The organism is Paenibacillus taiwanensis DSM 18679, assembly GCF_000425125.1.
Lineage (GTDB): Bacteria > Bacillota > Bacilli > Paenibacillales > Paenibacillaceae > Paenibacillus_B > Paenibacillus_B taiwanensis.
Window position 1 is genome coordinate 372,990 of record NZ_KE384307.1, and the last position, 25,937, is coordinate 398,926.

Consider the following 25,937-nt stretch of genomic DNA (forward strand, 5'->3'; position numbering starts at 1 on the left):
ATGAAACACATTTTTATAAAAGGTACGGATCCTTCTGCACCAACGCTTGTGCTATTTCATGGGACTGGCGGCACTGAACGCGATCTTTTACCGCTAGCTTCTATTATTTCACCACCATCATCGATATTAAGTTTAAGAGGAAATGTGTCAGAGAACGGCATGCCTCGTTTTTTTAAACGGCTGGCAGAAGGTGTGTTTGATGAAGAAGATCTTTTGCTGCGCACGGAGGAGGTCCATACTTTTCTTGATGAGGCAGCACTTCAATATGGGTTTGAGCGAAATAATATGATTGCAATCGGTTATTCTAATGGTGCTAATATCGCAGGAAGCTTGCTGTTCCATTATGATAACGCCTTAAGAGGGGCTATCCTTCACCATCCAATGGTACCGCGACGTGGTGTAGATCTGCCAGATATGACGGGCATGCCAGTTTTTATCGGAGCAGGCAGCAACGATCCGATATGCGCTCCACACGAGACAGAGGAGCTGCGAGGTCTGCTTGAAGGCGCTGGTGCAGAAGTTAGGCTGCATTGGGAACGATTCGGTCACCAGCTTACAGCGCAGGAAGTCGATGCAGCAGCAGCTTGGTTTAAAGAGCACGTAGTCGATTAAAGTGGGGGCAAGCAAATGGAGGATATAATGATTTCAATTGATCCAGCAGAGCAAACGGATCATGATAATTACAAATTGCTAATCGGAAGTGTCGTTCCGCGGCCGATCGCTTTTGTAACGACGTTGTCGCAGGAAGGAACGCTAAATGCAGCTCCATTCAGTTACTTTTCGATTGTGGCAAGCCATCCGCCGCTGCTGTCTCTATCGGTGCAGCGTAAAGCGGGTAAAGTCAAGGATACGACGAGGAATACGATTGATCGTGGTGAACTGGTCATACACATTACAGATGAAACGATTATAGAGCAGGTCAACCTTACAGCATCGAATCTTCCTCCGGACAAAAGTGAAATAGATCTGACACATTTGACCCCAGTGGCAAGTGATTTGATCGCTGTACCCGGTATTAAAGAACCTAAGATTCGGATGGAATGCAGGTTGGAACAGGCGATTGCACTTGGAGGGACAAACGAGCAGCCTGCTTGTGATTTATTGATTGTGCGTGTAGTTCGCTTTCATATTGCGGAGGACGTATACCAAAATGGCCGCATTTTAGCAGAACAGCTACATCCAATTAGTCGTATGGCAGGGCATGATTATACGAAGCTTGGAGAGAAGTTTACTTTGGCAAGGCCAGAGTGAGCGAGGGCGTCGCAGGGATGAGCCGTTTAAATACGAGTCAGTGAAAAAGCACCCGTTTTCACCTTTCAGGTGAAGCGGATGCTTTTTCTGCTGAACGAAGTCAGAAATGCAGTTATTTTGCGAAATTAAGCAGTACAACACCACCGATGACAAGCAGGATACCTATACCTTGTAAGGTACTAAGTTGGTCTTTAAATAAGACGTATCCTATAATCGCCGTGAGTGCCGTGCCAATACCGGCCCAGATCGCATATGCCGTCCCAAGAGGGAGTGTCTTTAATGTTAATCCGAGCATGTAAAATGCTGTTCCATAACCTGCAACAACGCCAAGCGAAGGCCAAAGCTTGCTGAATCCATTTGAGTATTTGAGCATCGTGCTTCCAAAAACTTCGGTTACAATGGCTACTGCCAAAAAAATATACCCTTGCATCGTAAAACTCCTTTATTTCTGTACAGGTCCGCCATGAACGGTTCACATGTAGACGAGAAGCCTGATGAATCGTTAGCTGGTCCTTTGTTGTCAGGCCGCCTTGGAGGCTGTATCGGAGCCCTTTTCACCTAAGCCGTTAAAGATTAGATTTAGCACAATTGCTGTAAAGGTACCTGCTACGATGCCGTTTCCAGTAAGAATTTGCAAAGTGGTAGGAAGTTGGGCAAACAAGCCAGGCACTGTTGTTACACCGAGGCCCATACCTACGGAGCAAGCGATAATAAACAAGTTTTCGTGACGATTTAAGTCTACCTCTGCGCCTAGCATTCGCATGCCTGAGGAGACAACCATGCCAAACATGGCGACCATCGCGCCTCCGAGCACGCTGTGTGGAATGAGAGTGGCAAAGGCAGCAATTTTGGGCACAAACCCAAGCAGAATAAGCAGACCGCCAGCTACTACAATAACGTCTCGTGTCTTTACGCGGCTCATTTGCAGCAGCCCAACATTTTGCGAGTAGGTAGTATACGGAAATGAATTAAAGACCCCTCCAAGCATAATAGCAAGACCCTCGGCACGATACCCACGCGACAAATCTTTGGAGGTTACGTCCTTTTCTAATATTTTACCGAGCGCCATAAAGACACCGGTTGATTCTGCCACACTTACGATTGAAACGATGATCATAGTCAAGATGGGAGTAATCGCAAATGAAGGCGATCCAAAATAAAACGGCTTAACCATATGGAACGTCTCAGCTGCTGAAACCTTACTAAAATCGACCAGCCCGAAGAAAGAGGCTGCAACGGTTCCCATAAACAACCCGATCAGAATCGATACGGAACGAAGAAAGCCCGAAGAAAGCTTGTTCATTAAAATGATAAAGATTAACACGCCAAAACCAATGCCTAGATTTTGCAAGCTGCCGAAGTCTGAGGCACCGCTTCCCCCTCCCAGGTCTGTGAATGCGACCGGAATCAAGGTGACACCAATAATGGTTACAACTGAACCTGTCACTACGGGTGGGAATAAGCGAATGAGCTTGCCGAACACGCCGCTGCACAACACGATAAAGAGGCCGGAGGCCAAGATTGCACCATATATATACGACACCCCATAATCGGGGTCGTTACCAATTGCAATCATGGGGGTTACGGCTTGAAAGGCACACCCTAACACAACAGGGAAGCCGATGCCAAACCATTTATTTTTCCAAACTTGGAGCAACGTTGCCACACCGCACATTAACAGATCAATCGCAACTAAGTAAGTCAGCTGCTCTTGGGTGAATTGTAAAGCTCCGCCCACAATAAGGGGAACAATAACTGCACCTGCATACATGGCTAGAACGTGCTGTAGCCCTAGTGAAAAGGTTTGAAATGGGTGGCGATTGCGCTGAAAGACGCGATCTTCTAGTTGCATGACAACTTTTCCTCCTCAAGATGAAAGCGTATAGGGGATAATGTTAATCCTTATTAATTTTTACTCTTCTACAAATTGTACTTGTCCATTGTGGAGAGATTTGATGCGCGCCAATGATTCCACACGATAACCGGCTTCTACTAGATTGCCTCGGCCAGGCTGAAACGATTTTTCAATGACGATCCCGATGCCGGCTACAGTTGCACCGACCTGCTCTGCGATGCGGGCAAGACCAAAAGAAGCTTCCCCAACCGCCAAAAAGTCATCGATAACAAGCACATGGTCATCTGGTGACAAATATTTTCGTGACACGGTGACATCATTTGTTGTTTGCTTCGTAAAGGAATGTACTTTTTCAACGATTAAATCTTCGGTTAACGTTAGCGACTTTTGTTTACGAGCGAATACAAGCGGCACTTGTAAGGCCAATGCTGTTGTTAAAGCGGGTGCGATACCGGAAGATTCAATGGTGAGCACTTTTGTAATGTTCTGATCAGCAAATCGGCGCGCGAATTCTTTACCCATTTCCATCATTAACACGGGGTCCATCTGGTGATTTAAAAAAGAGTCTACCTTTAGTACAGTTTCGCTTAGTACGATACCTTCTTGTGAAATTTTGTCTTTTAGCATTTTCATAGTGGAGTTCCTCCTTGGTAGTTGGGTGCACAGAACACGAAAAAGCCTGATCGAGCAGTATCAGGTGTGATACCGGCAACATCAGGCTGAAGAGCTTGTTCGTCAACGATGGATGAAAGGGTGCAGGCAAGCGACTATCGCAGCTGTCAGACTTTCATCCTTCCGCAGGTATGAACAGTTAACTCCCGTAGTCCGATCATTTCGGTGATCTGGTAGAAACGAACAGGCCTATTCCTGCACATATACGAGATAGATAAGTTTTATTGTTCGGAAAAATAGACATATCCCAGTATACTTGATATTAAGGCAGGAAGAAAGTGGTCAATTAAGGTAAATGAAGAGAAAGTGACGGACGAAAGGAAGCGGCTGTGGTACAATCAGGATAAGTTTGGCAGTCGGTGGATAATGAGATGATCTGTGGGTTGGATAAATCGATATATCTGTTCATCGGTACGAAAGGAGACGGTTGTCATGCAATTACATGATGGATACAAGCTAGTTGTTATTGGTGATTCTATTACGGATTGTGATCGAGCGCGTCCTGTTGGAGAGGGGAGCGCTCATAAGCTTGGTAACGGTTATGTTGCCTTATTGCAAGCACTGCTTCAGAATGAACATCCAGCTACCGCCATTCGACTCGTCAACATGGGGATAAGCGGTAATACGATTAGAGATCTGAAGCGCCGTTGGGAGGACGATGTGATTCGGCAGCAACCTGACGGTGTGATCATTTGTATTGGTATTAATGATGTATGGCGCCAATTTGACGTGCCTTGGATGCCAGAGCATGCTGTCTATGCGGACGAGTATGAGGCTACGCTGCACCAACTGGTGCACGATACGTTAGCGTGGCAAATAGATGTCATGCTGCTGACGCCGTTTTACGTAGAACCGAATGAGCAAGATCCAATGCGGGCAGAGATGGACCGATATGGAGCAATCGTAAAGCAGATTGGCGCGAAGAACAACATAAAAGTTATCGATATACAGGCGGTTGTAAACGAACTGTTAGAGCATCTGTATCCTTCCATCATCGCAGCTGATCGTGTACATCCAGGTACAACTGGACATTTAGCCATAGCAAAGGCAATTTTAAAGCAGCTTATCGTATGAGCAATTAGAGCTTTTATTCACACGTTGAATAGAGGCTCTTTTTTGTACAAAGTCGTGTAATTTGGTAAAATAAACAAGTGTTATGAGGTTCAGGTATGAGAAGGAGTGATCATGTAAGGCTATGATTTGGACAACGGATGGTCTGCTCTTTCTGCTTGGTTTGATGCTGCTTGTTGGAGTTGTCGGTTCTAAGATGACAAATAAGCTTAACGTGCCTTCACTTGTGCTGTTTATCGTACTGGGGATGGCCTTGAACCCACTTATTTATTACGACAATGCAAGCTGGACCCAATTGTTTGGTATTTTGGCGTTAATCGTCATTTTGTTTGAGGGCGGGATGCATACGAACTGGAGCAGAATGCGGCCTATCTTGTCTCCTGCCTTGTCATTATCTACAATTGGAGTCGCTGTAACAGCAGGTTTGGTGGGGGTGTGCGCCAAGTTTATTTTGCAGCTGGATTGGTTAGAAGGACTGCTCATCGGTGCTATCGTTGGATCGACGGATGCGGCCGCTGTATTTTCTGTCCTGGGCGGTAAGCCGATTAGGCGTTCATTAAAGGCTACTTTAGAAGCGGAGTCTGGTACAAATGATCCGATGGCGGTCTTCCTTACAATTACGATCATTACCCTTATTGAGCAACAAGAAGCGACTTCATGGGTAAGAATGATCGTGCTTTTTGTTTGGCAAATGGGAGCGGGTTTGCTGCTAGGTCTTCTTTTTGGTTATTTATCTGTTCAATTATTAAATCGTATCCGTCTTGATAATGCCGGCTTATATCCTGTATTAGCGATAGGACTAGGCATCTTCTCCTACAGTGGGGCGGCTTTAATGGAATGCAGCGGCTTTCTTACCGTCTATGTGATGGCCATTATTTTAGGAAATGCGGATCTAACTTATCGATTTTCCATTATACGGTTTAATGAAGGATTTTCTTGGATGATGCAAATCATGATGTTTATTTTACTTGGTTTGCTTGTGTTTCCGCAGCAGCTGCTTGGGATTGCATGGCAAGGCCTGGCCTTGTCGCTTATTCTTATGTTTATTGCACGACCGATTGGCGTATGGCTAAGCTTGTTATTTTCCAAGTTTAATTATAAAGAAAAGACACTCATTGCATGGGCAGGGCTTAAGGGTGCAGTTCCGATCATTTTAGCAACCTATCCGTTAACGGCACATTTAGAAAATGGAAAGTTGTTTTTTAACGTGATTTTCTTTGTTGTTCTGACCTCTGCACTGCTCCAAGGTGCAACGATTTCGCCACTGGCTGAAAAGCTCGGGCTTGCCAGAGGAAGACAGACAGACCATGTACATACAATAGAACTGTTGCCTGGCGCGGACACTCATATGGATATGATTTGTCTTAAAGTTTGGGCTGGCTCTATTGTGGAGCATTCGACGCTGGCTGAGCTGACACTTCCATTAAATACTTCCGTTACAGCTGTCATGAGGGATGCACAGGTGATTGCACCGAATGGAGCAACGAAGTTCCATGCGGGGGATATGGCCTATGTACTTATCGCCAAACATAACCATGAACAGATCAAGGCGCTGTTCCAGCGGCAGATGAGATACGATGAAGACGAAGAGGATAAATAATTATAAATGAACATTTAAGCATATATTAATATTTATTTAATTATGCCATTAAATCTATAGTTTATCTACTGTTTACTTATGCACTTCTAGTGCACAATATAGGCAGGTGCATGTATGCGTTTTCAATGCAAGGCGTTATAACACCGTTATTCCTGTTCAGTTTAACGGGGCATGCTCCATCTCCAGGGGATGAAACACAGCAGGCACATCCGTATCCCCCCAAGATCGATTGATGTTAAATATTGTGTTTTATCCTCTGGCTGAGCGCATATGCACACTGCATTTGCGCTTTTTTATGTTACGAATTCAACATTTTACAAGTTTTTTTGAATTTTTATGTGAAAATTGCAAAAAAGTCTTTTGAAATGCATTCAAACAGCCGATATTATTATAGAGGTTATCCATTAAGAAGGAGTGGGCGAAGTTGGTGTTAACCTATGAAGCAATCAAAAAAACATGTAAACACGTTGGATACCATCCAGGCCGATATTTACATATCGTGGACGTGACCTGCAAGACTATAGATTTTGATTACAGTGAGAAAGAGCGAGTAGATCAACTTGTGATTGGCTCTGACGAACCTATGACTGAACCACAATTGCGGACAACGTCGAGAGAGAAGCTTATTGAAGAACATCCTGACTTTCAGTTTTATCGTGAAGTGGAAATTATCGGATTGGATGTTGTTGAAGCTTTTGACCGCGAGCTGGTTTAATCCCCTTTACATGTCTTACATACCATCAGCACATTTACTTTACTGCCTTTAGCATCCACGAATATAAACAGCATAGATTATGGTTTAAAGTGACAAGCAGATGGGATATCGTTAACGCGTCACCTTTGTCCGACAAGGGATCGTTTAATCTTCTTGTATACAGAGGTGGCCTGCAATACATAGTGCAAGTCATGCATAAGATCATACAGAGACAAGGGAGTTGGACGAGTTATGAACGGTGTTCCGCGTATTAAGCGAACCGTCGAGAAAACGCTTTCCAGTATGAAGAGCTTGCTAGACCTGAAAGCGCTCAAAATGCTTAAAAACCCACTTCAATCCGTGGGTGGAAAGCTGTTTGTCATTTTCGTCGTTAGCATTATTGCATTTGTATTTATTGTGGGGATGCTGTCATACGTGGTGTCCAAAAATGCTATTGAGCGTAAAGTATCCGAGACGAGCTATCAAACGATGATACAGGGCGCAGAAAAGCTGGATATGCAGCTGAGTCAGTACATGAAGATGAGTATGCAAATTATGTTTGATCCTAACTTGACTAAATATGTAAAAAGTTTGAATGATCTTCAAGCCAATACATATGACATGGTGCAAACGTTAGATAGCATTCAAAAGACACTCCAAGGGTACACACTAGGCAATGAACTAATGGAGAACATTTATCTCGTTCCCTTAACGGAGAAGAAGCAGACGTTGGCTGCTCAAGGCTACAATATAGATACACAAATGTTTTATGAACAAAAGTGGTTTGATGAGGTAAAAAATAGCAATGGCCAACCGGTGTGGTTAGGTACGATGCCTAATGGTATTAACAAATCGACGACGCCTACTATTGGACTGGCGCGTCAGATGAAAGATGTGTCCACAGGTACAGCTGAATACGTCATCATCATGGAGCTAAAACTGGCAACTATCGCCAACCCGATCAAGGACATTGAGATTGGTGAGGGCTCTTCTGTCCAAGTGATTAACACAAAAGGCGAATACATGTACGCAGCGGATAAAGCTAAGCTGACAACTGCTGCTGCCAAATGGCTCGTCCCGGAACGCGAGAAAGAGTCAGGCAGTCGATCTGGCAGTGCGCTAGTTTCCACGGATAGTGGAGAGCGTGCGCTGACTGTATTCCATGAGATGCAGTCTACGAAGTGGGTTCTGGTCGGAGCAGTTCCTGTAAAAGAACTGGTGAAGGATGCTTCAATTATTTTGTTAGTGACCTTTATTAGTATGGCAGTTGCAGCCATTATTGCAATTGTAATTGGCCTATTAGTAATGAGGATGATTTCGAAGCCGCTTATGACTATTCAACGGCTCATGAATGAAGGCGCGCAAGGGAACTTGGCTGTGCGGGCTGAAGTGAAGACACAAGACGAGATTGGGAAGTTGTCTGCTGCCTTTAACGTCATGATGGAGCAAATAACAGGACTGGTGAAACAGACGGAGGAAAGCGCTCGTTCCGTACTGGAGACAGCAGCATCATTGTCGGATGCATCACGCAGCACAGCGATATCAGCCAGGGAGATAGCGGTTGCTACCGAAGAAATTGCCAAAGGAGCGACCAGTCTTGCGGTTGAGGCGGAACGTGGTCATGATTTAACACACAATATGGCGGAACAGATGACTAGTGTGGTTGAGGCCAACACACGGATGGATCAATCTGCACAAGATGTCGAGCAGTCCAGCTCTTCGGGCGCATCAAATATGAATGCGCTGATGGAGCGTACAAAGTCAACAGAAGACATGATGCGCTCTTTAGCTGGAAAAGTGAATCAGTTAAGTGACAGCACCAAGTCGATTCGTCAAATATTGGACGTGCTAAACAATATGACAAAACAAACTAACATTTTGTCGTTAAATGCCACTATTGAAGCGGCGCGTGCAGGCGCGGCGGGAAAAGGCTTTATGGTAGTTGCTGACGAAATTCGTAATCTGGCGGATCAGTCTCATCGGTCAATTGACGTTGTTGGACAGATTACGGAGAAAATTCAACAAGAAATTATCGAGACAGTTGAAGCTTTGTCTTCTGCATTCCCGATCTTCCAAATGCAGACGGACTCTGTTCGTGAGACCGACGTTATATTTAATCAAGTACAGCAGCAGATGGGCGGTATGATTGGCAATTTGCAGCATGTGACAGGCTCGATCGAGCGTTTGAGTCAAGCTCAAGCAACACTCGTTGAAGCGATGAGTAATGTGAGTGCGGTCGCGGAGGAAGCCTCGGCAACTTCTGAGGAAGTGGCGTCGTTGAGCGGCGAGCAACTTAACATTTCTACTCGATTAGTAGAGTTGTCGCAACAGTTGGAAGAAGTGTCTACACAACTAAAAGATTCTTTGTCTCATTTTAAATATGAATAATTAGTATACAGAAGTGCGATAGCTCACTGATCCTTTACAGGATGGGTGGGCTATTTTTGTTGGGCAACATACACGGTGACAATAATGAAAGGGTAATGAAAGAAAAATCAGACTCTTTTCAGCATCAATTGGCTTATGCTGTTGTTAACCAACATAAGCAATAGAGGAGATGAACTTAGGTGGAGATGCTCAAAGTCAACAAGCTCGTTAAGACTTACGAGGGCAAAGTTGCCACTCCAGTATTAAAAGGAATTAATTTGGCTGTACGGCAAGGTGAATTTGTAGGTGTAATGGGTCCTTCAGGAAGTGGTAAGACAACACTGCTTAATATGGTGGCAACGATAGATTCGCCATCTTCTGGCGAAGTAATCATTAATGGTATGAACCCGCACACGTTAAAGAAGGATAAACTGGCGTCTTTCCGTCGCCGTGAACTCGGGTTTGTATTTCAATCTTTTAATTTGTTGAACACGTTAACGGTTGAAGAAAACATTGTACTTCCACTTACGTTGGAAGGGGTTAGCGTTCGCAAAATGAGAAGTGACGCTCGATTGCTCGCGGATCGGCTAGGTATCACGCCTATTTTGGACAAGCGTTCGTATGAAATATCTGGCGGTCAAATGCAGCGCACAGCTATTGCCCGGGCAATTATTCATCGCCCGAAGTTATTGTTGGCGGATGAGCCGACAGGCAACCTGGACTCGAAATCTTCCAAAGATGTAATGGAAACGTTGGAGAACATTAATAAGTCGGATGGCACAACGATGATGATGGTGACTCATGATGCATTTGCAGCGAGTTATTGTGACCGTGTCATTTTTATAAAAGATGGTGAGCTGTATCATGAAATTTTTAATACGGGTAATCGCCAAGTATTTTTCCAACAAATTATGGATGCCCTGTCTATGATGAGCGCTGACCACAGCGAATTCTCAACTGTTCGAGTGTAAAGTGGGGGCGGACATCATAAACAAAGCAGATGTGTGCATAATGAGGAGGTACCGCAAGTGAATTTCAGACAGTTTGCCTTTAACAATGTGTTTCGCAACAAGCGGACCTACGCCGCTTATTTTTTAAGTAGTGCGTTCTCCGTAATGATCTTCTTTATTTATTCGGTCATTGCGTTTCATCCAGAGATGCAAGAAGGTATGGTCGTTAATTTAGCATCGCAGGCGATGAAGATTGCACAATGGATCGTATATGTCTTTTCGTTTTTCTTTATTTTGTATTCGGTTAGCGCCTTTTTGAAGACGCGGCAGCATGAATTTGGCGTGCTTATGATGCAGGGGATGTCCCACCGTCAAATGAATCGACTTGTCTTTCTGGAGAACATGATTATTGGGATAGCTTCCATCATTGTTGGTATAGTGGTAGGCCTTGTTATGGCGAAGGTCGGTCTGGTAGTGGGCGGTAACATGATGGACGTTCAGCTCAGCTACTACATTGCGCCTAAGGCATTAACGCTTACAGGAGGGTCCTTTTTTGTTCTGTTTATTGTGATTTCCTTCTTAACGCAATTTATGATAGGAAAGAGCAAAGTGATTCAATTGCTGCAAGGTACAAATAAGCCTAAGCCAGAGCCGAAAGCTTCTTTATTGCTTTCTCTATTAGCAGCGATACTGCTTGGGGGCGGTTATTTCTTAGCAGCAACTGCAAATGCCGGTACGATCGGAATATTAATGCTGCCGGTTATTGTAATGACGATTATAGGATCTTATTTTTTATTTACACAGCTTAGTGTATTTATTATCAATCTGATTAAGAAGAACCGCAATTTTTTTTGGCGGCGAACTAACCTGATTACGATCTCGGATTTGGCATATCGAATGAAAGATAACGCACGTATGTTCTTTATGGTTTGTATCGTGTCCACAGTTGCCTTCTGTGCGGTCGGTTCCTTGGCTTCCTTCGGTGTGCTTGGTAAGCAGACAGAGCTTAGCTATCCGTTCCAGATAAGTTATTTGTCTAAAGAAGATAACAAGCGAGCGAGTGAGCATCTGGATCGTATTGAAGCTGATTTTAAAAATGCGAATGCTATATATGAAAAAGTGACAACGACAGTGCTTTATCAGACGAGTAAGCAAAGTGAAAGCGGCGTGAGCTTGCTGAGTGCTTCAGAATATAATAAACTCGCAGCTTTGCTTCATATCGATCCTATTCAACTTAAAGGTACTGACGCGATGGTTATGCCGCACAACTTCGAGTATAAGAAAATACTTGGTGCGGGTAAAAGGGACATCACGTTAAAAGAGTCCGGAATAAAGCTTCGTTCGATTGGTGTGGCAGAAGGCCCGGTAATCAGTCAAGGGATGGGGTCGAACTGGGTAATCATTAGCGATGAAGTCGTGGAAAAGATTCAAGGCTCGTCTAAGAAAGGGATCATAACCGGTTATCGCCTAGATGCTTGGGAGGATGCAAAGGATGTAGGTCAACATGTTAATGAGGAGCTTAAATCCTGGTACGAAGCACATGCAGAGGATCGGGAGGCTAATCCGAGCTTTGGCTTTACATCGCTTGCTGATTTGCTGGCGATGCAAAATCAGATGTACAGCATTATGATGTTCTCTGCATTGCTGGTAGGTGCTGTTTTCTTTATTGCTTCGGGCAGTTTCTTGTATTTCCGACTATACACTGATCTGGAACAAGATAAGGAACGTTACAAAGCGATTGGAAAAATAGGTCTTAAGGATAAGGAGCTAAGCAAGATAGCGACAACGCAGCTGCTGTTATTGTTCTTTATACCGATTATTGTCGCCATCATCCACAGTGTATTTGCTTTTATGGCTTTACAAAGCTTGATGGATTTATCCATCGCAGGACAGGCCTTTAAAGTGTTAGGCGGTTTTACAGTTGCCCAAATTATTTACTTTATGGCAATCCGCTGGCGTTATATGAAACATTTGCGCGAAGCACTGCATTAAGCAAATTAGAAAAGTAATGAATGAGCAGAAATAAACTTATAAATATGGTTATTAAATGACTCGTCTAACATATTAGTGTTATCTAATGTGTTAGGCGAGTTTTAATTTAATGCATCCTAACATTGATTTAATTGTAGGATGAAACGAAAGTTCACACATAGTAGCACCGCTATCGAAAAGCGATAATTACGTTGTCAGTGAGGAGTGCTCTATTAGATTAGGCTTATCGTTCTCTTTGATCGGATTTGTTTGAGGTACATTCGAAGTAGCTTGGTCAGGTTTCAATGGAGGTGAGTGTGAGTCTAAATTGAAATAAAAGGAATAGACCAAGACTGAAAGGACGATTAGTAAAGCAATTAGTATCGGAAACGTTATAGTTTTTTCAATCATCAGCCTCTTTAAATAAACAAAGAAATAGATTTTATAATTTTTTTTTTAATATTGGATTAAAAATCAAACTATATACTTTTTGGTTACTCTATTTGCCGCCAAACTCAAACCTCTAACGCTGTATTTTCAGCTTTGGACATAAAAATGCTCCTCCTCATGCTAAACAGGTAAAAAAATTCACCTTTTAACGTAGGAGGAGCAAATCAGGTTTTGGGCCAACCTTTTTGTTTGCGCTCTGACGTTGCTTATTTCATGATGATTTACGTTGATTGTGTTAGTTTCCCGATGCCTTAGCTTGGTTGGGGAGGCGACTTGGCTTTAATTCGTTTTTATTGGAACCCCATAAGCCTTTCTTTTGCTTTCGGGCCTTGCGCTCAAGCTGCACGAAGTGCTCTGCGTACATAACGTTAGGCGGAATCGTCATTGCATTGGCGTACCCTTCAGTCACTAAAGTTTCATTAAACATTTGGGAGTTATTATGTATAAATACATAACGCAGAAGCCGACCGTATTTGTCTGTATTTCCTGTGTCTGAAAATAAATAGACCTGCTTGCCTGTCAGCGTTTCTTTAGTGAATTGGCTGGCTTCCTTGCCATAATACTGAACTTTACCATGAGTTTCGGGGGTATTTACCCCAATGAGCCTAACCTTCTGGCCTGATTTGGTCACAAACGTATCACCATCTACGACACGCTGCACGGTGTCTGACTCATATGTTTTTCCTTTAAGCTCCGGATAGTGTTGGAGCAGTTCCTGAACGGTGGGGTTTGCGTTCTCATTTGTTGTGGAAACACATCCAGCTAACAAAAATGCTGCCATCGCGAGTACGACAACATATTTCAATAGCAGCTTGATCATGTGAGCGGGTAAGAATGCTTGATGTTGGTTAGTATGACGCATGTTTTAATCTCTCCTTCTTCTAACAGTATGACAAAACATCATGCTAGGAAGCAAGGTAGAAGTAGTAATGGAAGAAATAACCGAGTATGCTATTGCCATATTGGTAAATTTATGATATTATATGTTCAATCTTAATATGAATCGTGAACGGAAGAACCGTCATGAAGCGATAAGCCACATTAGTGGCTGAAGCTTTATGACGGTTTTTTTGCGTTCCTGAGGAGGGAGTATGACACATTTCGGTAAACAGGACTGGATTATGGCGTTGCCGGATAAGCGTTTAATTGATTGCATCTATGATTACTGGAGACATAGTGTTTATGCGGATGAAGTGCGGCTCCGTGTATTTTCACAGCTGGATACGCTTCAACATTATTTGACGCTCCAATCGGGTACCCTGCTGCTAGTTGTTGATGCAGGATGGTTGGGTGAACTTCGACAGCATCCAGATTGGACCCGTATTAAGAATGCCATGCAGGTTGTGGTGATGTCCGAGCAGAATTCAGATTTTAATGTGGTGGAGCCCACAGTTACTCCTTACCAGCCATTATCGAAGTTATTTGAGCAATTATGTTCTATAGCTCCGCGGGATGGTTCTTCTCCTTTAAGAACAACAGTGGATAAAGGAGAAGGGGTTAGCTGCCAGACTCGGGTATTAACTGTATGTTCGGCAGGCGGTGGTAGTGGTAAGACGACTATAGCGTTTCATTTAGCCAAGCACGCATCAGCATGTGGTCAACGTGTATTTTATTGGAATTTAGAAATGCTTCAAGATTGGAGATCACTTCTTGATCATCCTAAGGATGGAGATTGTTCTACGAATGTGAATCGCTTTTCTAGGCTGCTCTACCATTTACAATCTGCGATAGAGAAGCGAGCGAGCATAGACGTTGAATCCTACACGATCGAGATTCCAGCAATTCGTGCGACGACCTTTACGAGTGATTGTCGTCAAGAAGAGTGGAAGGTGCTTAATGACAACGTGTTCAGTTTGTTGTTGCAATGGCTAATAGATTCAAGGCGGTTTGATTTAATTATTATTGATACAGGTGTTATGAACAGTTGTATTACGGCTGCCCAACTCAAGAGTCAGACTATTATATGGATGCTTCTGGATGATCTTCCATTGCTCAGCAAGACAGAGCAGTGGATGCAGCAGCAAGGAGTAGAGACTCGAGACTGGGCGTTGCAAGTGCTTCCGCGGACTAAGTTTATTGTGAACCGATACATGGGAGCGATGCTTAATCGATGGAACAGTCAGGAAGTAAAGATTAGCGGTTTTCTACCCTATATCCCTTCATGGAAGCAGCTTCATCGACAGGAGCAGTGGTTTGGCTCAGCCGTGTTTCAGGCCGCGTTAGAAGAATGGATTGGTATACACCTGCCTTGGTTGGTGCGAGGAGGGGGAAAGGTATCACATGAACAACATATTCGGTATGGCTAACAATCCTAATAAGTTGCTCATAGAACAAGCGAGAACAATTGATTTTGCAGATGGAATTGAACAAGGTGAACGTATTAATCTGGATCGGCTCTATCTGGACATACGACAGCATGTTAGGGGTTTGATGGAATGGGAGGAGAACATTGAGGATGCTGTCCTTTATGGAAGAATTGAGAACGCCTTGTTTGCACAGCCGATGGCAAGCAAATTAACTTCTACAGAGATGATCAGCGTTGTACGAAGGGTCTTCTATTCTTTTCGTGGTTTAGACGCGCTGCAACCTTTAGTTGATGATCCGGCAATTACAGAGATTATGGTAAATAGTCACGAAGAAATATTTATTGAACGCTGCGGGAATATGGAGCAGCTAGCGATGAAGTTTGAGAGCAGGGATAAGCTAGAAGATGTAATCCAGTCCGTAGTATCCAAAGTAAATCGTGTAGTAAACGAGTCCTCTCCTATTGTCGATGCTCGACTAAGTGACGGCTCAAGAGTACATATCGTACTTCCACCCGTCGCGTTAAAGGGACCAACTGTCACGATCCGTAAGTTTCCAGCTGAGCCTATGACGATTGAGGCACTTGTTCATCAAGGTGCTCTCAGCAAGGGGGCGGCAGAGTTTTTGCAACTATTAGTTCGGGCGAAGTACAACCTATTTATCAGTGGTGGGACAGGCTCCGGGAAGACGACATTTCTTAATGCATTATCACAGTATATTCCGTCTACTGAGCGTGTCATTACGATAGAAGATGCTGCCGAACTTCAGATTTTGACAGTCCCTAACCTTGTTGCATTAGAGACACGTAATGCGAACACGGAGGGCAAAGGTGCGATGGAGATGAAAGATCTCATTCGTGCTTCACTTAGAATGAGACCCAATCGTATCGTTGTTGGGGAAGTAAGAGGGGGAGAGGCTCTCGATATGCTGCAAGCCATGAACACTGGGCATGATGGAAGCTTGTCTACCGGCCATGCTAATGGTGCTAGGGATATGTTGAGTCGTTTGGAAACGATGGTTCTTAGTGGGACGCATATGCCACTACCTGTCATTCGTCAGCAGATAGCGTCTGCACTTGATGTCATTGTACATTTAGCAAGACTCCGTGATGGTTCACGAAAAGTGATGGAAATAGCTGAGGTTAAAGGTGTTGAGGAAGGCGAGATTGTATTGTCACCACTTTATGTATTTGAAGAGCATGATGAACGGGATGGAGTCATCTATGGACAGTTGGAGCCAAAGACGGAGCTTTTTAATCGTTGGAAGCTGAAGATGGCTGGAATGAGACTACCTGAATAGGCTTTAGCTTATCTTGGGTAAGAATTAAAGTTGGATCGGGGAGTGGAGTCGTTGAAGAAGGGCATTCAGACACTGCCCAATTATTCAGTATATAAGATGTCACTCATACAATATGTACTTGCTAGCTTCATTGGAATTACTGCCATGTGTCTAGTAGGATATTTATTCTACCAGCATTGGCTCGGTGTGTTTGTTATTGGATTGATTGGCTTCCACTATCCACGTATTCGTACAAAGGAATTGCTTAACAGGCGCAGATCACAGCTAACGACTCAGTTTAAGCAGGCGTTGTATTCACTAAGTTCCTCGTTATCAGCCGGTCGATCGTTAGAGAATGCATTTAAGGAGGCAATTCATGATCTGACGCTGCTGTATCCTGGGGTGGATGTGGATGTTATACGAGAGCTTCGTATTATAAGTACCCGGATGGATAATGGGGAACCAATGGAGCAAGCGTTACTGGACTTTAGCATCCGCGCTAACCAAGATGACATCTCGAATTTTGCAGATGTAATCGTGACTTGTAAGCGTATGGGAGGAGACTTGATTGAAGTGGTCAGGAGAACCTCCTCAGTTATCAGCCAGAAGATGGATGTTATGTTGGAAATAGAAGTGTTAGTGGCACAGAAGAAGCTAGAGATGAAGGCGATGATGGGAGCACCTTTTGTATTTATTGGACTACTTAAACTGAGCGCATCTGATTTTCTAATGCCGCTGTATGAAGGGGCAGGCAGAATGATTGCTACGGTCGCCCTTTTATTATTGTTTTTTGGGATTTGGCTTATTAGCAGGATGATGGATATTCGAGTTTAGACAGGAGGAAATCTATTTGTCCAAAGGTGTATGGTTAGTGGCGGCATTCTCATGTTTTGGAGTGTTATGGTTAGCTAACAGGCGCACAAAGACTGTGTATCAAGACATTGTCCGCTTCTCTAATTCTACGAATTTTGCTTCATGGCTACCTATCTTTCTCTACTTGAGTACGTTCATCCAATCATCTCTCGATACACATCCGTTGCTTGTATCGATCCGTCAAGCTATATATCAATTATATGGACCTACCCAGTTCTACAATCAATTTCGATTATTTGTAGCAGAGATTATGTTCATTACTTATGTTGGGATACCTCTAGGCTTTCTACTGACAGCAATGACAGATGGCAAGATAACAAATATGACAGTGGGAGGTTTATTAGCATTATTGCTATTGCTTGCGCGTGTTAAAGATGTATTAAACAGAGCCGAACGGAAACGGCAGGAACTCCAAATGGAACTGCCAGAGTTGCTAAGTAAACTGACATTGTTAGTTCAAGCAGGGGAAACGGTACAGAAGGCTTTATACACTTGTGTGCAGAGAAAGTCCATGCAACTAGAACATCCACTGTATAAGGAACTGGATCGAATGATGAAGGACGTGCAGAACGGATATGCGTTTGTACAAGCGCTGGAGCAGTTTTCTAAGAGGTGCGCCACACAGGAAGTGGCGATGTTCTCTACAACCTTACTTCTTAATCAGCGTAGGGGTGGAGCATCATTTGTTCTCGCTATGGAAGAGCTGGCAAGACAGCTCTGGGATAAGCGTAAAGCGGTAGCACGCAAGCGTGGAGAAGAGGCATCAACGAAACTCATTTTACCAATGATGCTAATGTTTTTAGTTATTTTAGCAGTAGTAGGCGGGCCGGCTTTCCTTATGATGAAGTAATAACATGAACATTAGAGAGGGGCATATAGATGCTACATTGGTTAAGTGCAACAACGAAGTCATTATTGCAGGACGAAGAGGGTTTAGGCATGGTGGAGCTAGTCGTAATTATCGCAATTATCGTTGTGATCGCCATCATTTTTAGAAATGAAATTACTAATTTTATTAAAAGTTTGTTTGTGAAAGCGAGCAACAAGTCAGAGGAAATATTTAAGTGATCCGCATTAGCAAGCGCAGGAAGCCAGGAGAGATATGGCGTGGATTAAAGAAAGAGAATGGCTCAATGGTCATTGAAGCATCTGTTGTTTTTCCAATTATTCTTTATTGCTCTTTGGCCATGATTTTTATGGGGATGTTTGTGTTTTTAAAGGTGATGGCGACACATGCAGCTGCTTTAGCCGCTGACCGGGCCGCTGTCGTTTGGACTAATAGCAGCAAAGACCCCAAGACTGGATTATTCCCCGATAACACGTATGATCCGTTATATTGGCGTGTATATCAAGACCAACTATTAGATCGAGTGTTGGATATTGGCACGCAACAAGACAACTTTCAAGTCCCTATTCCAAGCACAGAATGGAATAGTTTGGCTACAAAGAAGCTGCATAGCGCAGTAGGGTTTGTACCGCTTTTCTACACAGGCAATATGAAATTTAATAATTCGCTTATGGAGCGCACTGTAAGGGCTTCATTAGCTAGCCCCATGTTAGATTATTCGGTAGGACGAATGCTCAAGCAGGAGATCAATATAGATGGCGAAGCAGTCAGTGCTGTCGTAGAACCAGCAGAATTTATTCGAACCGTGGAATTTGTAAGATTTATGACGGTAAAGCTGAAGTCACTAGCTCCATTAGGTGCCGATCCTCGCCAAGCGGGTCAACTTATTATGCGTGTTGAATCTTCCCCACCATAACATTTATGAAGAGCGAGGATAATAGGTATGTTTTGTTTATACAGGAGGCTCAACAGAAGTGCTAGGTTGTTAGTCTTAAAGAGGCGGACAATGGTATGTGATGAATGTGGCGCAGTCTCTATATTCCTCATATTTGTAATTATGGTTGTATTCACACTTATGTCCGTTTTAATTGATTATGCGCGTATTGCTGCATTGGAATGGAGAACCGAAGTGGCCGCCCAGACGGCTGCTCGTTCAGTGATGTCGGCATACGATCCAGAAGTACAGCAACGCTATGGATTATTTGCTTATGGGCTGACAGATCCTGACCCTATTGTAGAAGAAGTACTGAATAATCATATTCCACATACTGATGAGGATTCTTTTGCATGGGTTAACATGGAGATTAGCAGTCACAAAACTGAAGTAATACGACCTATAGGAAGGATAGAACAATTTGAGCACCAAGTACAGGAAGTGATGAAGTACAAGGCTCCAGTCCAGATTGCTTATGAACTGATAGGCAAAATGAAACCTTTGTCAGGAGCGATGAAGGAAGCTGCACAAGCAACTGAATTGCTGCATAGCGTTAAAAAAGATATTGACGAGCGTAATGCAGCACTTGAACAGGTACTCAAATTGCAGAAGCAAGCACGAGCTTCTGCAACCAATGCTGAAGTAAAGCAACAACTTACACGGCATAATCAGCTTGAGCTATCTGATATGCCAATTGGTCCTGTAACGACTGCATCAGACATTGTGTCACAATACAATGACTATTTAAACAGGCTCGCTGACAATACGATTAATGAGAAGACGGGGCACATGAAGCACCAACTAGTAATTAATAAATTTGAAATAGACACACGCAAGCTAGCTCAACTTTTTGAAAGAAAGGTGAGTGCTGCGAATCAACAGCAGATGGAAAGTCTGCAAGAAGCTAAACATACTTTGAATAGAGCACAGAATAACAATGATGTAATCAAGGACAGAATTCGTCAAATAAGGGCTACTAGTCAAGGGCAGGGATATGATCAAGTACAGCAATCCTCCATAGGGCTATCAGTTAGTAATGAGGAGGAGAAAGCAGTTGTTCGTAAATTTAAAGAATCAATAGATTCACTTGTTGTGGCAGATGACTTTTTTGTCCAGTATGAAATGGAGTTGCAAGCACAGGCACAACAGTTTGCTTCTATAGCTCAAGAGATTAATCGATTTCAGAATCTTGTAAATTTAATGCCCGAGGCGGGATCAAAGGCTGACTTGCAGAACTTTGTATATAACATATGGAATCTTTGGGGAGTGTATGAACAAGACTACATCCGCAGTTCAGGTAATTTGATCCTAGTTAAGGAGAAGGAAATACGAGAGATAACGGGTAGTGACGCTCAGCGTCGCAGTTTAGACAAAGAGACAAAGCAGGAGTTAGGCAAGGTGTCCAATATGCTTAGCTCATTAAGGAAGATAAATGCCCAACTTAAAGAACATCAAGCTGTATTTGATGACGTAAAGCTGAAGGCTGAACAGGTTAGATTATACAACAAGAGGGAATATCAAGCTGATCTGAAAGTTAGTGGTGTAGAAAGTGATCCTACTAAGCAAGCTGCTGATTCTATGAACGGTATGACTGCCTTGTATAATAACTTAGGGAGTATGGTCGGCGGAGCAAGGGATCGTTTATTCCGTAATGAGTATGCCTATTTATATTTTACAAGCTATGATCCTATTAAGTTAAAGTCTTTGTTTCAGGATAGTGATCCGTCACATGAATTGCTGCAATCGTTAAGTATTTATAATCAGGAATTAGAATATGTGATGTACGGCTGGGCAGATCCTGCTGCAAACTTAGCCGCAGCTTATGGCGAAATTTTTTCGCTACGAGTGGCCGTTCGTACAATGGAAGGAATCGTTCAGTCGGCTCATATGATTAACCCTATGGTGATTCTAGCGTCAGCTGTACTATACGGTGTAAGGATGGCGCTCCAAGACATGATAGTACTATTGACTAAGAATGAAGTTCCTCTATCTGCATATGCACCAATGGTAACTTTGTCCTATAGTGATTTTTTACGGTTATTTATGATGCTGCATGGAGATAAAGAGCAAATGTCGATACGTATGCTTGCTCTTATACATAACCATACAGGCGTGGATCCTAGTGTGAGGGGCACATATGGCCAAACGGAATTAAAGACACGGATGAAACTATGGTTTCTTCCAGGTGTTATCAAACTTCTTGGTGAATCTGGTTTAGTAGGAGGGCAAATTACAGATGGATATTATGAAACGAGTCGTCGTTCTGTATTTTCCTACTAGATTAAGTAAGCCATACCACACTTTTGTATCAAATTGGGGGAGATCAGAAGGTGGAATCATTCTGGAAGCGGCCATATTGTTGCCGATGGTACTTCTGCTCTTTTTGTTTTTAATTTATATGATACAGGCGGCACTGATAGCAAGTGCTTTACAGTCAAGTGCTACAAATTCAGTAAAAATGGTCGCTGCCCACATGTATCCTGTCGCATTAGCCCTACAGAATGTTGAATCTAGCAGTGCAGGTTCTCAAATTAAGAAGTTTTCTCGTCCTCCAGCGATGGCGATTCGCTTAACAGTTAATGAATTTGGCCACAAATTTGGGCGCGTTCTTCCACAACCTGCTGGAACATGGGTGGAAGATAAGGCGAAGTGGGCAGGCCTATATGCTGAATCATTAGGGGAGCAGGCACAGGCTGTCGTTGGACAAGCTTTGTTTCAACCGTTGTTAGCACGTTACGGCGTTCAAGGTGTATTAACGTCAAGTCGTATTCGTGTAACACATTTAAAGCTGCCCGACCTCAAGGAGAAGCAAGAGCCTTATATTGCACTTGAGCTTGAGTATGATTTGCCGATGCGTGTACCTCTATTAATGAAAACAGTGACGTTGAGAGCGCGAGCGGCAGAGCGTGTCTGGATCGGGGACAGCCCATTAGCAGGTTCTGGCACGACTCCTACGCAGAATGATAAACCAGTACCCCAAATCATTAAGTTGGAGCCTAATCCACTCAAACCGTGGGGAATGGCAAGGCTAACTGCCAAAGCAGCGCCACATGAACGAATTAAGCTTATGGTGTACTACAAAAGTGGGGAGAGCGTAGCTAAGGGACTTGAATGGAAGCATGCGGATGCTGAGGGGAATGTATCTTGGGAGTGGAACGTGTCGGGGCATACTTCTGCAGGGATTTGGCGCTTACAGGTTATAACAGAAAATGGTATGTCGGCGGATATGAATTTTCAAGTGAAATAGTTAGCTCTGATAGACTGATTAGACATTGGAGGAGGATGTCTTTATTGCAATTGGCTGAGGGTGCAGCCGCCGTTTTGCTGATTGCGGCTGGCGTTGCGGATATACGGACTCGTAAAATACCTAACAAGCTTAATTTACTCGCAGTTGTAACAGCATTGTTGTATTACACTGTTGTTGATGGAATGAACGGAATCGTAACTAGTGGATTCGGAATTCTAAGCGGCTTCGGACTATTGTTATTGTTGTACCTAGCAAAAGCAGTAGGTGCTGGCGATGTAAAGTTTTTTGCTGCGCTTGGTGCATGGACGGGCAGTCACTTTGTGTGGAACACATTTTGTTATTCCATCTTATATGGTGGCGTCATTGCTTTAATGTATTTGTTATATCATTACCGATCATGGGGGAGACGATTTATCCTGATGGTGCTGTTGGTTATAGGAATGAAATCCTATGATATGCTTCGAGAGACCGTTCTTCGACCGTCTACTTTCCCATTTATGCTGGCAGTGATCCCGGCTGCACTGACTGTACATTTTTTAGGCACTGGATGACGACCAAGGGTTACGTTTTATAACATTTAAGAAGAATACACTTGTTAAAAAGGAGTGAGACATGTCAACGACATATGGGTATCATGCAGACTTTATAAAGGATGGTACTGTGTGCATGAAGCTGTTGAGAGATCCGCCAGTTAAGTCAGAAGAACTGGATGTCCATCCCATAAAGATGATGCGTCAGTGTTCTATTCCTCATTTGCTAGCATTGGATGTTCGAGAGATCGATTATAATGTGCAACTGATTTATGATATTAGCGGCAAGAAGATGCTACAGCAGCAGCTTCGGAGTGAATCCATTTCCGAACTGCAATATTATGAGTTTTTGTTGCAATTATTGGGTATCGTGGAGGAGTGTAGAACGTATTTACTGCATCCAAACCAACTGCTTCTGCACGAGCAATTTATGTTCATAGAAGGCGGATTATCGCATGGTAGATTGTATATCCCGTATATTCCTGTGCAGGAGGCGATACATGAACATGCAGCTTTGCATGGTATTCAACATTTAGCTGTTCAATTATCCGGTAACGTTCAATCATGGAGTGGTGATAGCTTTCAACGTGTCATTCGTATGCTGAACGACGGCAGCTACTCCCTATCCCAAGTTCGTCGCTTTTTACAAGCCAATCTCTCCCCAACAATTCAAGATTCAACGTATATTCATAATAATAAGGAACAGTTTGCTCACTCTGAAATGTCTATACCTCTCCAACGGCAGCATGTCAATACGCATAACAAAGATCTGTTAAACGTAGAGTCTCGACGACATCTCAGCAATGCAGAGCATCTATCAGTATCAGTACATGAAGCTACTCCAGTTCACTTAAGGAGCGGTTGGCAGCATAGGTTTTCAGGGCACGAGCAATTTGCGGAAAATACAATCGCTGAGCATGAGACGGATGAGGGTAGTTATGGATTTGGTGGACGGGAAAAGGAAGAAAATAGTGTATGGAATATGCAAGCGGGGATCACTGACTATGAGGATAGCGTTCAGATGGCGAGCAGGGTGCCGAAGAGAGCAGGCATTATCGGTGCTGCCATTTCAATTATTATTGTGACGGCAGGCTGGGGATTAGGCTATCTAAGACGGAACGATAATTTAGGTTTGATACTAAGTTGTGGTACGACTTTAATTGGCGTATGGCTAGGTTGGGCATGGAAGAAAGGGTGGATTTTTTCCCTGTTCTCACACTTGCGCGATCAAGCACGGTTACAGCGTTCAGATCAAACGGACTCGGGGCGGGTGGAATTACCTGACTTCGCCTCGGTTGAGCTGACATCTCAATTGCGTGACAGATTAATAGAGCCGCATCAGATGCAGCAGAAGGAAATAGAGCCGATTTATAAAGAGACTTCTGCCAATACGTCTGGCATGCATTATGACCAACTTCCATTTCAGACAACAATGCTAGAAATGTCACAGCCAGACGCAACGGTGATGTTAAGTGATATGGTGTACGCAGAGCAAGGACATCAAGGTGGGATGCGTGTAATAATAGAACGGCTTGGCGACGACAATAAGACTGTAATTGATTCCATCGAAGCTAATGAGTGGCCCTTTGTTATAGGTCGAGCTGATCAAGGTGTACAGTATTACATTCCGCAGAGGGGGATTTCTAAGCTGCATTGTGAGTTAATAAGTGAGGAGACGCATATTAGCATTAAAGACTTGGGTTCTAAGAATGGAACTGAACTTCATGATGAACTATTAATCCCCTATAAGTCTTATTTGATTCAGAACGGTGATAGTTTTAAATTAGGTGCTACAGTGCTAAGGATGGTTATAAGAGAGAGTGACGCCACAAGTAGGTATGTGAATGGTAAGTTGGTGGGAGATACAAGGTGTGAGCAAAATGAGAGCAAAAATGCAAGCAAACTGCTAACGAAGATGTAAGCAAAGTTGTAAGGGCTATTTCGTCAGGCGGGATGCTGTTGACGGAATAGCCCTTATAACTTCTAGCTGTATAATGCGGATTGTCTCAGTGCCCGAAGGGCACGCTCTACGGAACCATATTGAAATGTGAATCCATGCTCCAATGCTTTAGAGGGGTATACGCGTTGACCCTCAAGCAGGAGTGATGACATTTCGCCTAACAACAAGCGCAGTGACCAAGCAGGAAGAGGCAGCCAGTAAGGGCGATTGTATACGTTGGCTATTGCCCGTCCAAATTCTTCATTAGTCACTGATTCGGGAGCGGAAGCGTTCACAACACCGCTCAAACTCGAATCTTTTACGACAAAATCAATTAGCTGCACGAGATCATCAATATGTATCCACGAGAAAGGCTGCTTCCCGCTGCCTATGCTTCCCCCTACACCTAATTTAAAGGGAAGTAGCATTTTGGGATAAGCGCCATCGTCGGTTGAGAGGACGGGGGCAATTCGTAACTTAACCGTTCGCTTGGCAGGGATGGAATCCGCACTGGCCTCCCATTGGCGAACGACATCTGCCAGAAAGTCATCTCCGTCAGGTGGACTAGTCTCGTCAAAAACACCAGTTAAGGAGGAACCGTAGACGGATGATCCAGAGGCGCTAATAAATAAAGGAAGCGGGGTGCCTAATGATTGTACCCATTCGTTAAGCCGTCTTGCAGGCATAATTCGTGAAGCAACAATTCTATTCTTGGCAGATTCGGTCCATCGTTGATTAATAGTCTCACCCGCCAGGTTGACTGCTACATCTATGTTCTGGCATGACGTGGACTTTTTTAAGTCAGCCCAGCGCAGAAAAGAGGGCTGCTTACCTTGAAAGCTGCGGCGGGGGGCGGAGTGGGACCTGGTGATGATGACAACCTCATGTCCTTCATTAAGCCACCATTCAGCCAAAGCGTGTCCTACTAAGCCCGTGCCGCCAGTGATTAACATTTTCATACCATTCCTCCTCCCTTGCTACTCAACCCCAAAACATTTCCTAGTTGATCTGATTGTGCTCGTGTAGACTAGAAATTTGAAAATGCTATGCAGCAGGTCAAAATGTGCTTGTCGTGAGAGGTTAACGCCTTCATTTACTGCGGCT

23 protein-coding genes and 1 riboswitch are annotated in these 25,937 nt (G+C 43.7%); of the genes, 18 read left to right on the top strand and 5 right to left on the bottom strand.

The window, feature by feature from the left end:
* Together H509_RS0115650 and H509_RS0115655 are read left to right on the top strand one after the other, a co-directional pair.
* The gene (locus H509_RS0115650; protein WP_028545904.1) at window positions 1-612 is read left to right on the top strand and encodes an alpha/beta hydrolase; all 612 of its coding nucleotides are present in this window, start codon (window positions 1-3) and stop codon (window positions 610-612) included.
* 27 nt (window positions 613-639) lie between these two features.
* Window positions 640-1,251, top strand: a complete 612-nt coding sequence (locus tag H509_RS0115655; protein ID WP_028545905.1) for a flavin reductase family protein — start codon at window positions 640-642, stop codon at window positions 1,249-1,251.
* A 112-nt stretch (window positions 1,252-1,363) separates the two neighbouring features.
* On the opposite strand, the gene H509_RS0115660 is transcribed toward H509_RS0115655, so the two are convergent.
* From H509_RS0115660 to H509_RS0115670, 3 genes are all read right to left on the bottom strand, one after another.
* A complete protein-coding gene (locus tag H509_RS0115660) occupies window positions 1,364-1,681 on the bottom strand; it encodes a DMT family transporter (protein ID WP_028545906.1) in 318 nt (105 codons plus the stop codon).
* A 90-nt stretch (window positions 1,682-1,771) separates the two neighbouring features.
* Window positions 1,772-3,103, bottom strand: a complete 1,332-nt coding sequence (locus tag H509_RS0115665; RefSeq protein ID WP_028545907.1) for a nucleobase:cation symporter-2 family protein — start codon at window positions 3,101-3,103, stop codon at window positions 1,772-1,774.
* Window positions 3,104-3,163: 60 nt separating this feature from the next.
* Complete coding sequence (locus H509_RS0115670) at window positions 3,164-3,739, bottom strand: xanthine phosphoribosyltransferase (RefSeq protein ID WP_028545908.1); 576 nt, start codon at window positions 3,737-3,739, stop codon at window positions 3,164-3,166.
* A gap of 168 nt (window positions 3,740-3,907) precedes the next feature.
* Window positions 3,908-4,007: riboswitch (purine riboswitch) on the bottom strand.
* A gap of 203 nt (window positions 4,008-4,210) precedes the next feature.
* Here H509_RS0115670 and H509_RS0115675 point away from each other — a divergent pair.
* The 6 genes from H509_RS0115675 (at window position 4,211) to H509_RS0115705 (ending at window position 12,452) form a co-directional block, all read left to right on the top strand.
* Window positions 4,211-4,852, top strand: coding sequence for an SGNH/GDSL hydrolase family protein (locus H509_RS0115675; protein ID WP_028545909.1), 642 nt, complete (start codon window positions 4,211-4,213; stop codon window positions 4,850-4,852).
* A 121-nt stretch (window positions 4,853-4,973) separates the two neighbouring features.
* The gene (locus H509_RS25580) at window positions 4,974-6,449 is read left to right on the top strand and encodes a potassium/proton antiporter (RefSeq protein WP_036697602.1); all 1,476 of its coding nucleotides are present in this window, start codon (window positions 4,974-4,976) and stop codon (window positions 6,447-6,449) included.
* A 427-nt stretch (window positions 6,450-6,876) separates the two neighbouring features.
* Window positions 6,877-7,164 carry a hypothetical protein gene (locus tag H509_RS0115685; protein ID WP_028545910.1) on the top strand — a complete coding sequence of 96 codons (288 nt, stop codon included), beginning with the start codon at window positions 6,877-6,879 and terminating at the stop codon, window positions 7,162-7,164.
* Between the two features lie 231 nt (window positions 7,165-7,395).
* Entirely contained in the window at window positions 7,396-9,531 is a 2,136-nt protein-coding gene (locus H509_RS25585) for a methyl-accepting chemotaxis protein (RefSeq protein WP_036697605.1), read from the top strand.
* A gap of 185 nt (window positions 9,532-9,716) precedes the next feature.
* Window positions 9,717-10,481, top strand: a complete 765-nt coding sequence (locus H509_RS0115700) for an ABC transporter ATP-binding protein (protein WP_036697903.1) — start codon at window positions 9,717-9,719, stop codon at window positions 10,479-10,481.
* Between the two features lie 57 nt (window positions 10,482-10,538).
* Window positions 10,539-12,452, top strand: coding sequence for an FtsX-like permease family protein (locus H509_RS0115705; RefSeq protein WP_028545912.1), 1,914 nt, complete (start codon window positions 10,539-10,541; stop codon window positions 12,450-12,452).
* A gap of 664 nt (window positions 12,453-13,116) precedes the next feature.
* Here H509_RS0115705 and H509_RS25590 read toward each other — a convergent pair.
* Window positions 13,117-13,743, bottom strand: coding sequence for a thermonuclease family protein (locus H509_RS25590; protein WP_245596107.1), 627 nt, complete (start codon window positions 13,741-13,743; stop codon window positions 13,117-13,119).
* A 229-nt stretch (window positions 13,744-13,972) separates the two neighbouring features.
* Between H509_RS25590 and H509_RS0115715 the strand changes: the two genes are divergently transcribed.
* The 10 genes from H509_RS0115715 (at window position 13,973) to H509_RS0115760 (ending at window position 24,815) form a co-directional block, all read left to right on the top strand.
* Window positions 13,973-15,187 (top strand): CpaE/TadZ family protein, encoded by a 1,215-nt coding sequence (locus H509_RS0115715; RefSeq protein ID WP_028545913.1) that lies wholly within the window; start codon window positions 13,973-13,975, stop codon window positions 15,185-15,187.
* A 124-nt stretch (window positions 15,188-15,311) separates the two neighbouring features.
* Complete coding sequence (locus H509_RS0115720; RefSeq protein ID WP_157277818.1) at window positions 15,312-16,484, top strand: TadA family conjugal transfer-associated ATPase; 1,173 nt, start codon at window positions 15,312-15,314, stop codon at window positions 16,482-16,484.
* Window positions 16,485-16,526: 42 nt separating this feature from the next.
* Entirely contained in the window at window positions 16,527-17,297 is a 771-nt protein-coding gene (locus H509_RS0115725) for a type II secretion system F family protein (protein ID WP_425414235.1), read from the top strand.
* A 16-nt stretch (window positions 17,298-17,313) separates the two neighbouring features.
* Window positions 17,314-18,186, top strand: coding sequence for a type II secretion system F family protein (locus H509_RS0115730; protein ID WP_036697609.1), 873 nt, complete (start codon window positions 17,314-17,316; stop codon window positions 18,184-18,186).
* A 29-nt stretch (window positions 18,187-18,215) separates the two neighbouring features.
* A complete protein-coding gene (locus H509_RS0115735; RefSeq protein ID WP_028545917.1) occupies window positions 18,216-18,404 on the top strand; it encodes a Flp1 family type IVb pilin in 189 nt (62 codons plus the stop codon).
* Window positions 18,401-19,099 carry a hypothetical protein gene (locus tag H509_RS25595; protein WP_051287235.1) on the top strand — a complete coding sequence of 233 codons (699 nt, stop codon included), beginning with the start codon at window positions 18,401-18,403 and terminating at the stop codon, window positions 19,097-19,099. Before H509_RS0115735 ends, H509_RS25595 begins: the two co-directional genes overlap by 4 nt.
* A 159-nt stretch (window positions 19,100-19,258) precedes the next feature.
* On the top strand, window positions 19,259-21,397 hold the full coding sequence (locus H509_RS0115745; RefSeq protein ID WP_157277757.1) for an acyl-CoA cholesterol acyltransferase: 2,139 nt from the start codon (window positions 19,259-19,261) through the stop codon (window positions 21,395-21,397).
* A complete protein-coding gene (locus H509_RS0115750) occupies window positions 21,354-22,364 on the top strand; it encodes an AAA family ATPase (protein WP_245596110.1) in 1,011 nt (336 codons plus the stop codon). Before H509_RS0115745 ends, H509_RS0115750 begins: the two co-directional genes overlap by 44 nt.
* A gap of 35 nt (window positions 22,365-22,399) precedes the next feature.
* Window positions 22,400-22,915 carry an A24 family peptidase gene (locus H509_RS0115755; RefSeq protein WP_028545920.1) on the top strand — a complete coding sequence of 172 codons (516 nt, stop codon included), beginning with the start codon at window positions 22,400-22,402 and terminating at the stop codon, window positions 22,913-22,915.
* 61 nt (window positions 22,916-22,976) lie between these two features.
* Window positions 22,977-24,815 (top strand): DUF6382 and FHA domain-containing protein, encoded by a 1,839-nt coding sequence (locus H509_RS0115760; RefSeq protein ID WP_028545921.1) that lies wholly within the window; start codon window positions 22,977-22,979, stop codon window positions 24,813-24,815.
* A gap of 62 nt (window positions 24,816-24,877) precedes the next feature.
* Here H509_RS0115760 and H509_RS0115765 read toward each other — a convergent pair whose 3' ends face one another.
* A complete protein-coding gene (locus tag H509_RS0115765; protein ID WP_028545922.1) occupies window positions 24,878-25,792 on the bottom strand; it encodes a TIGR01777 family oxidoreductase in 915 nt (304 codons plus the stop codon).
* Between the last annotated feature and the right edge of the window lie 145 nt (window positions 25,793-25,937).

What these genes read in the sequence shown, in the direction of transcription:
- H509_RS0115735 (WP_028545917.1), top strand. Translation starts at nt 18,216, where the DNA reads ATGCTACATTGGTTAAGTGCAACAACGAAGTCATTATTGCAGGACGAA.
- H509_RS0115720 (WP_157277818.1), top strand. Translation starts at nt 15,312, where the DNA reads ATGGAATGGGAGGAGAACATTGAGGATGCTGTCCTTTATGGAAGAATT.
- H509_RS0115675 (WP_028545909.1), top strand. Translation starts at nt 4,211, where the DNA reads ATGCAATTACATGATGGATACAAGCTAGTTGTTATTGGTGATTCTATT.
- H509_RS0115750 (WP_245596110.1), top strand. Translation starts at nt 21,354, where the DNA reads ATGGATATTATGAAACGAGTCGTCGTTCTGTATTTTCCTACTAGATTA.
- H509_RS0115650 (WP_028545904.1), top strand. Translation starts at nt 1, where the DNA reads ATGAAACACATTTTTATAAAAGGTACGGATCCTTCTGCACCAACGCTT.
- H509_RS25585 (WP_036697605.1), top strand. Translation starts at nt 7,396, where the DNA reads ATGAACGGTGTTCCGCGTATTAAGCGAACCGTCGAGAAAACGCTTTCC.
- H509_RS25590 (WP_245596107.1), bottom strand. Translation starts at nt 13,743, where the DNA reads ATGCGTCATACTAACCAACATCAAGCATTCTTACCCGCTCACATGATC.
- H509_RS0115745 (WP_157277757.1), top strand. Translation starts at nt 19,259, where the DNA reads ATGTCCGTTTTAATTGATTATGCGCGTATTGCTGCATTGGAATGGAGA.
- H509_RS25580 (WP_036697602.1), top strand. Translation starts at nt 4,974, where the DNA reads ATGATTTGGACAACGGATGGTCTGCTCTTTCTGCTTGGTTTGATGCTG.
- H509_RS0115715 (WP_028545913.1), top strand. Translation starts at nt 13,973, where the DNA reads ATGACACATTTCGGTAAACAGGACTGGATTATGGCGTTGCCGGATAAG.
- H509_RS0115670 (WP_028545908.1), bottom strand. Translation starts at nt 3,739, where the DNA reads ATGAAAATGCTAAAAGACAAAATTTCACAAGAAGGTATCGTACTAAGC.
- H509_RS0115660 (WP_028545906.1), bottom strand. Translation starts at nt 1,681, where the DNA reads ATGCAAGGGTATATTTTTTTGGCAGTAGCCATTGTAACCGAAGTTTTT.
- H509_RS0115700 (WP_036697903.1), top strand. Translation starts at nt 9,717, where the DNA reads ATGCTCAAAGTCAACAAGCTCGTTAAGACTTACGAGGGCAAAGTTGCC.
- H509_RS0115760 (WP_028545921.1), top strand. Translation starts at nt 22,977, where the DNA reads ATGTCAACGACATATGGGTATCATGCAGACTTTATAAAGGATGGTACT.
- H509_RS0115755 (WP_028545920.1), top strand. Translation starts at nt 22,400, where the DNA reads ATGTCTTTATTGCAATTGGCTGAGGGTGCAGCCGCCGTTTTGCTGATT.
- H509_RS0115765 (WP_028545922.1), bottom strand. Translation starts at nt 25,792, where the DNA reads ATGAAAATGTTAATCACTGGCGGCACGGGCTTAGTAGGACACGCTTTG.
- H509_RS0115655 (WP_028545905.1), top strand. Translation starts at nt 640, where the DNA reads ATGATTTCAATTGATCCAGCAGAGCAAACGGATCATGATAATTACAAA.
- H509_RS0115665 (WP_028545907.1), bottom strand. Translation starts at nt 3,103, where the DNA reads ATGCAACTAGAAGATCGCGTCTTTCAGCGCAATCGCCACCCATTTCAA.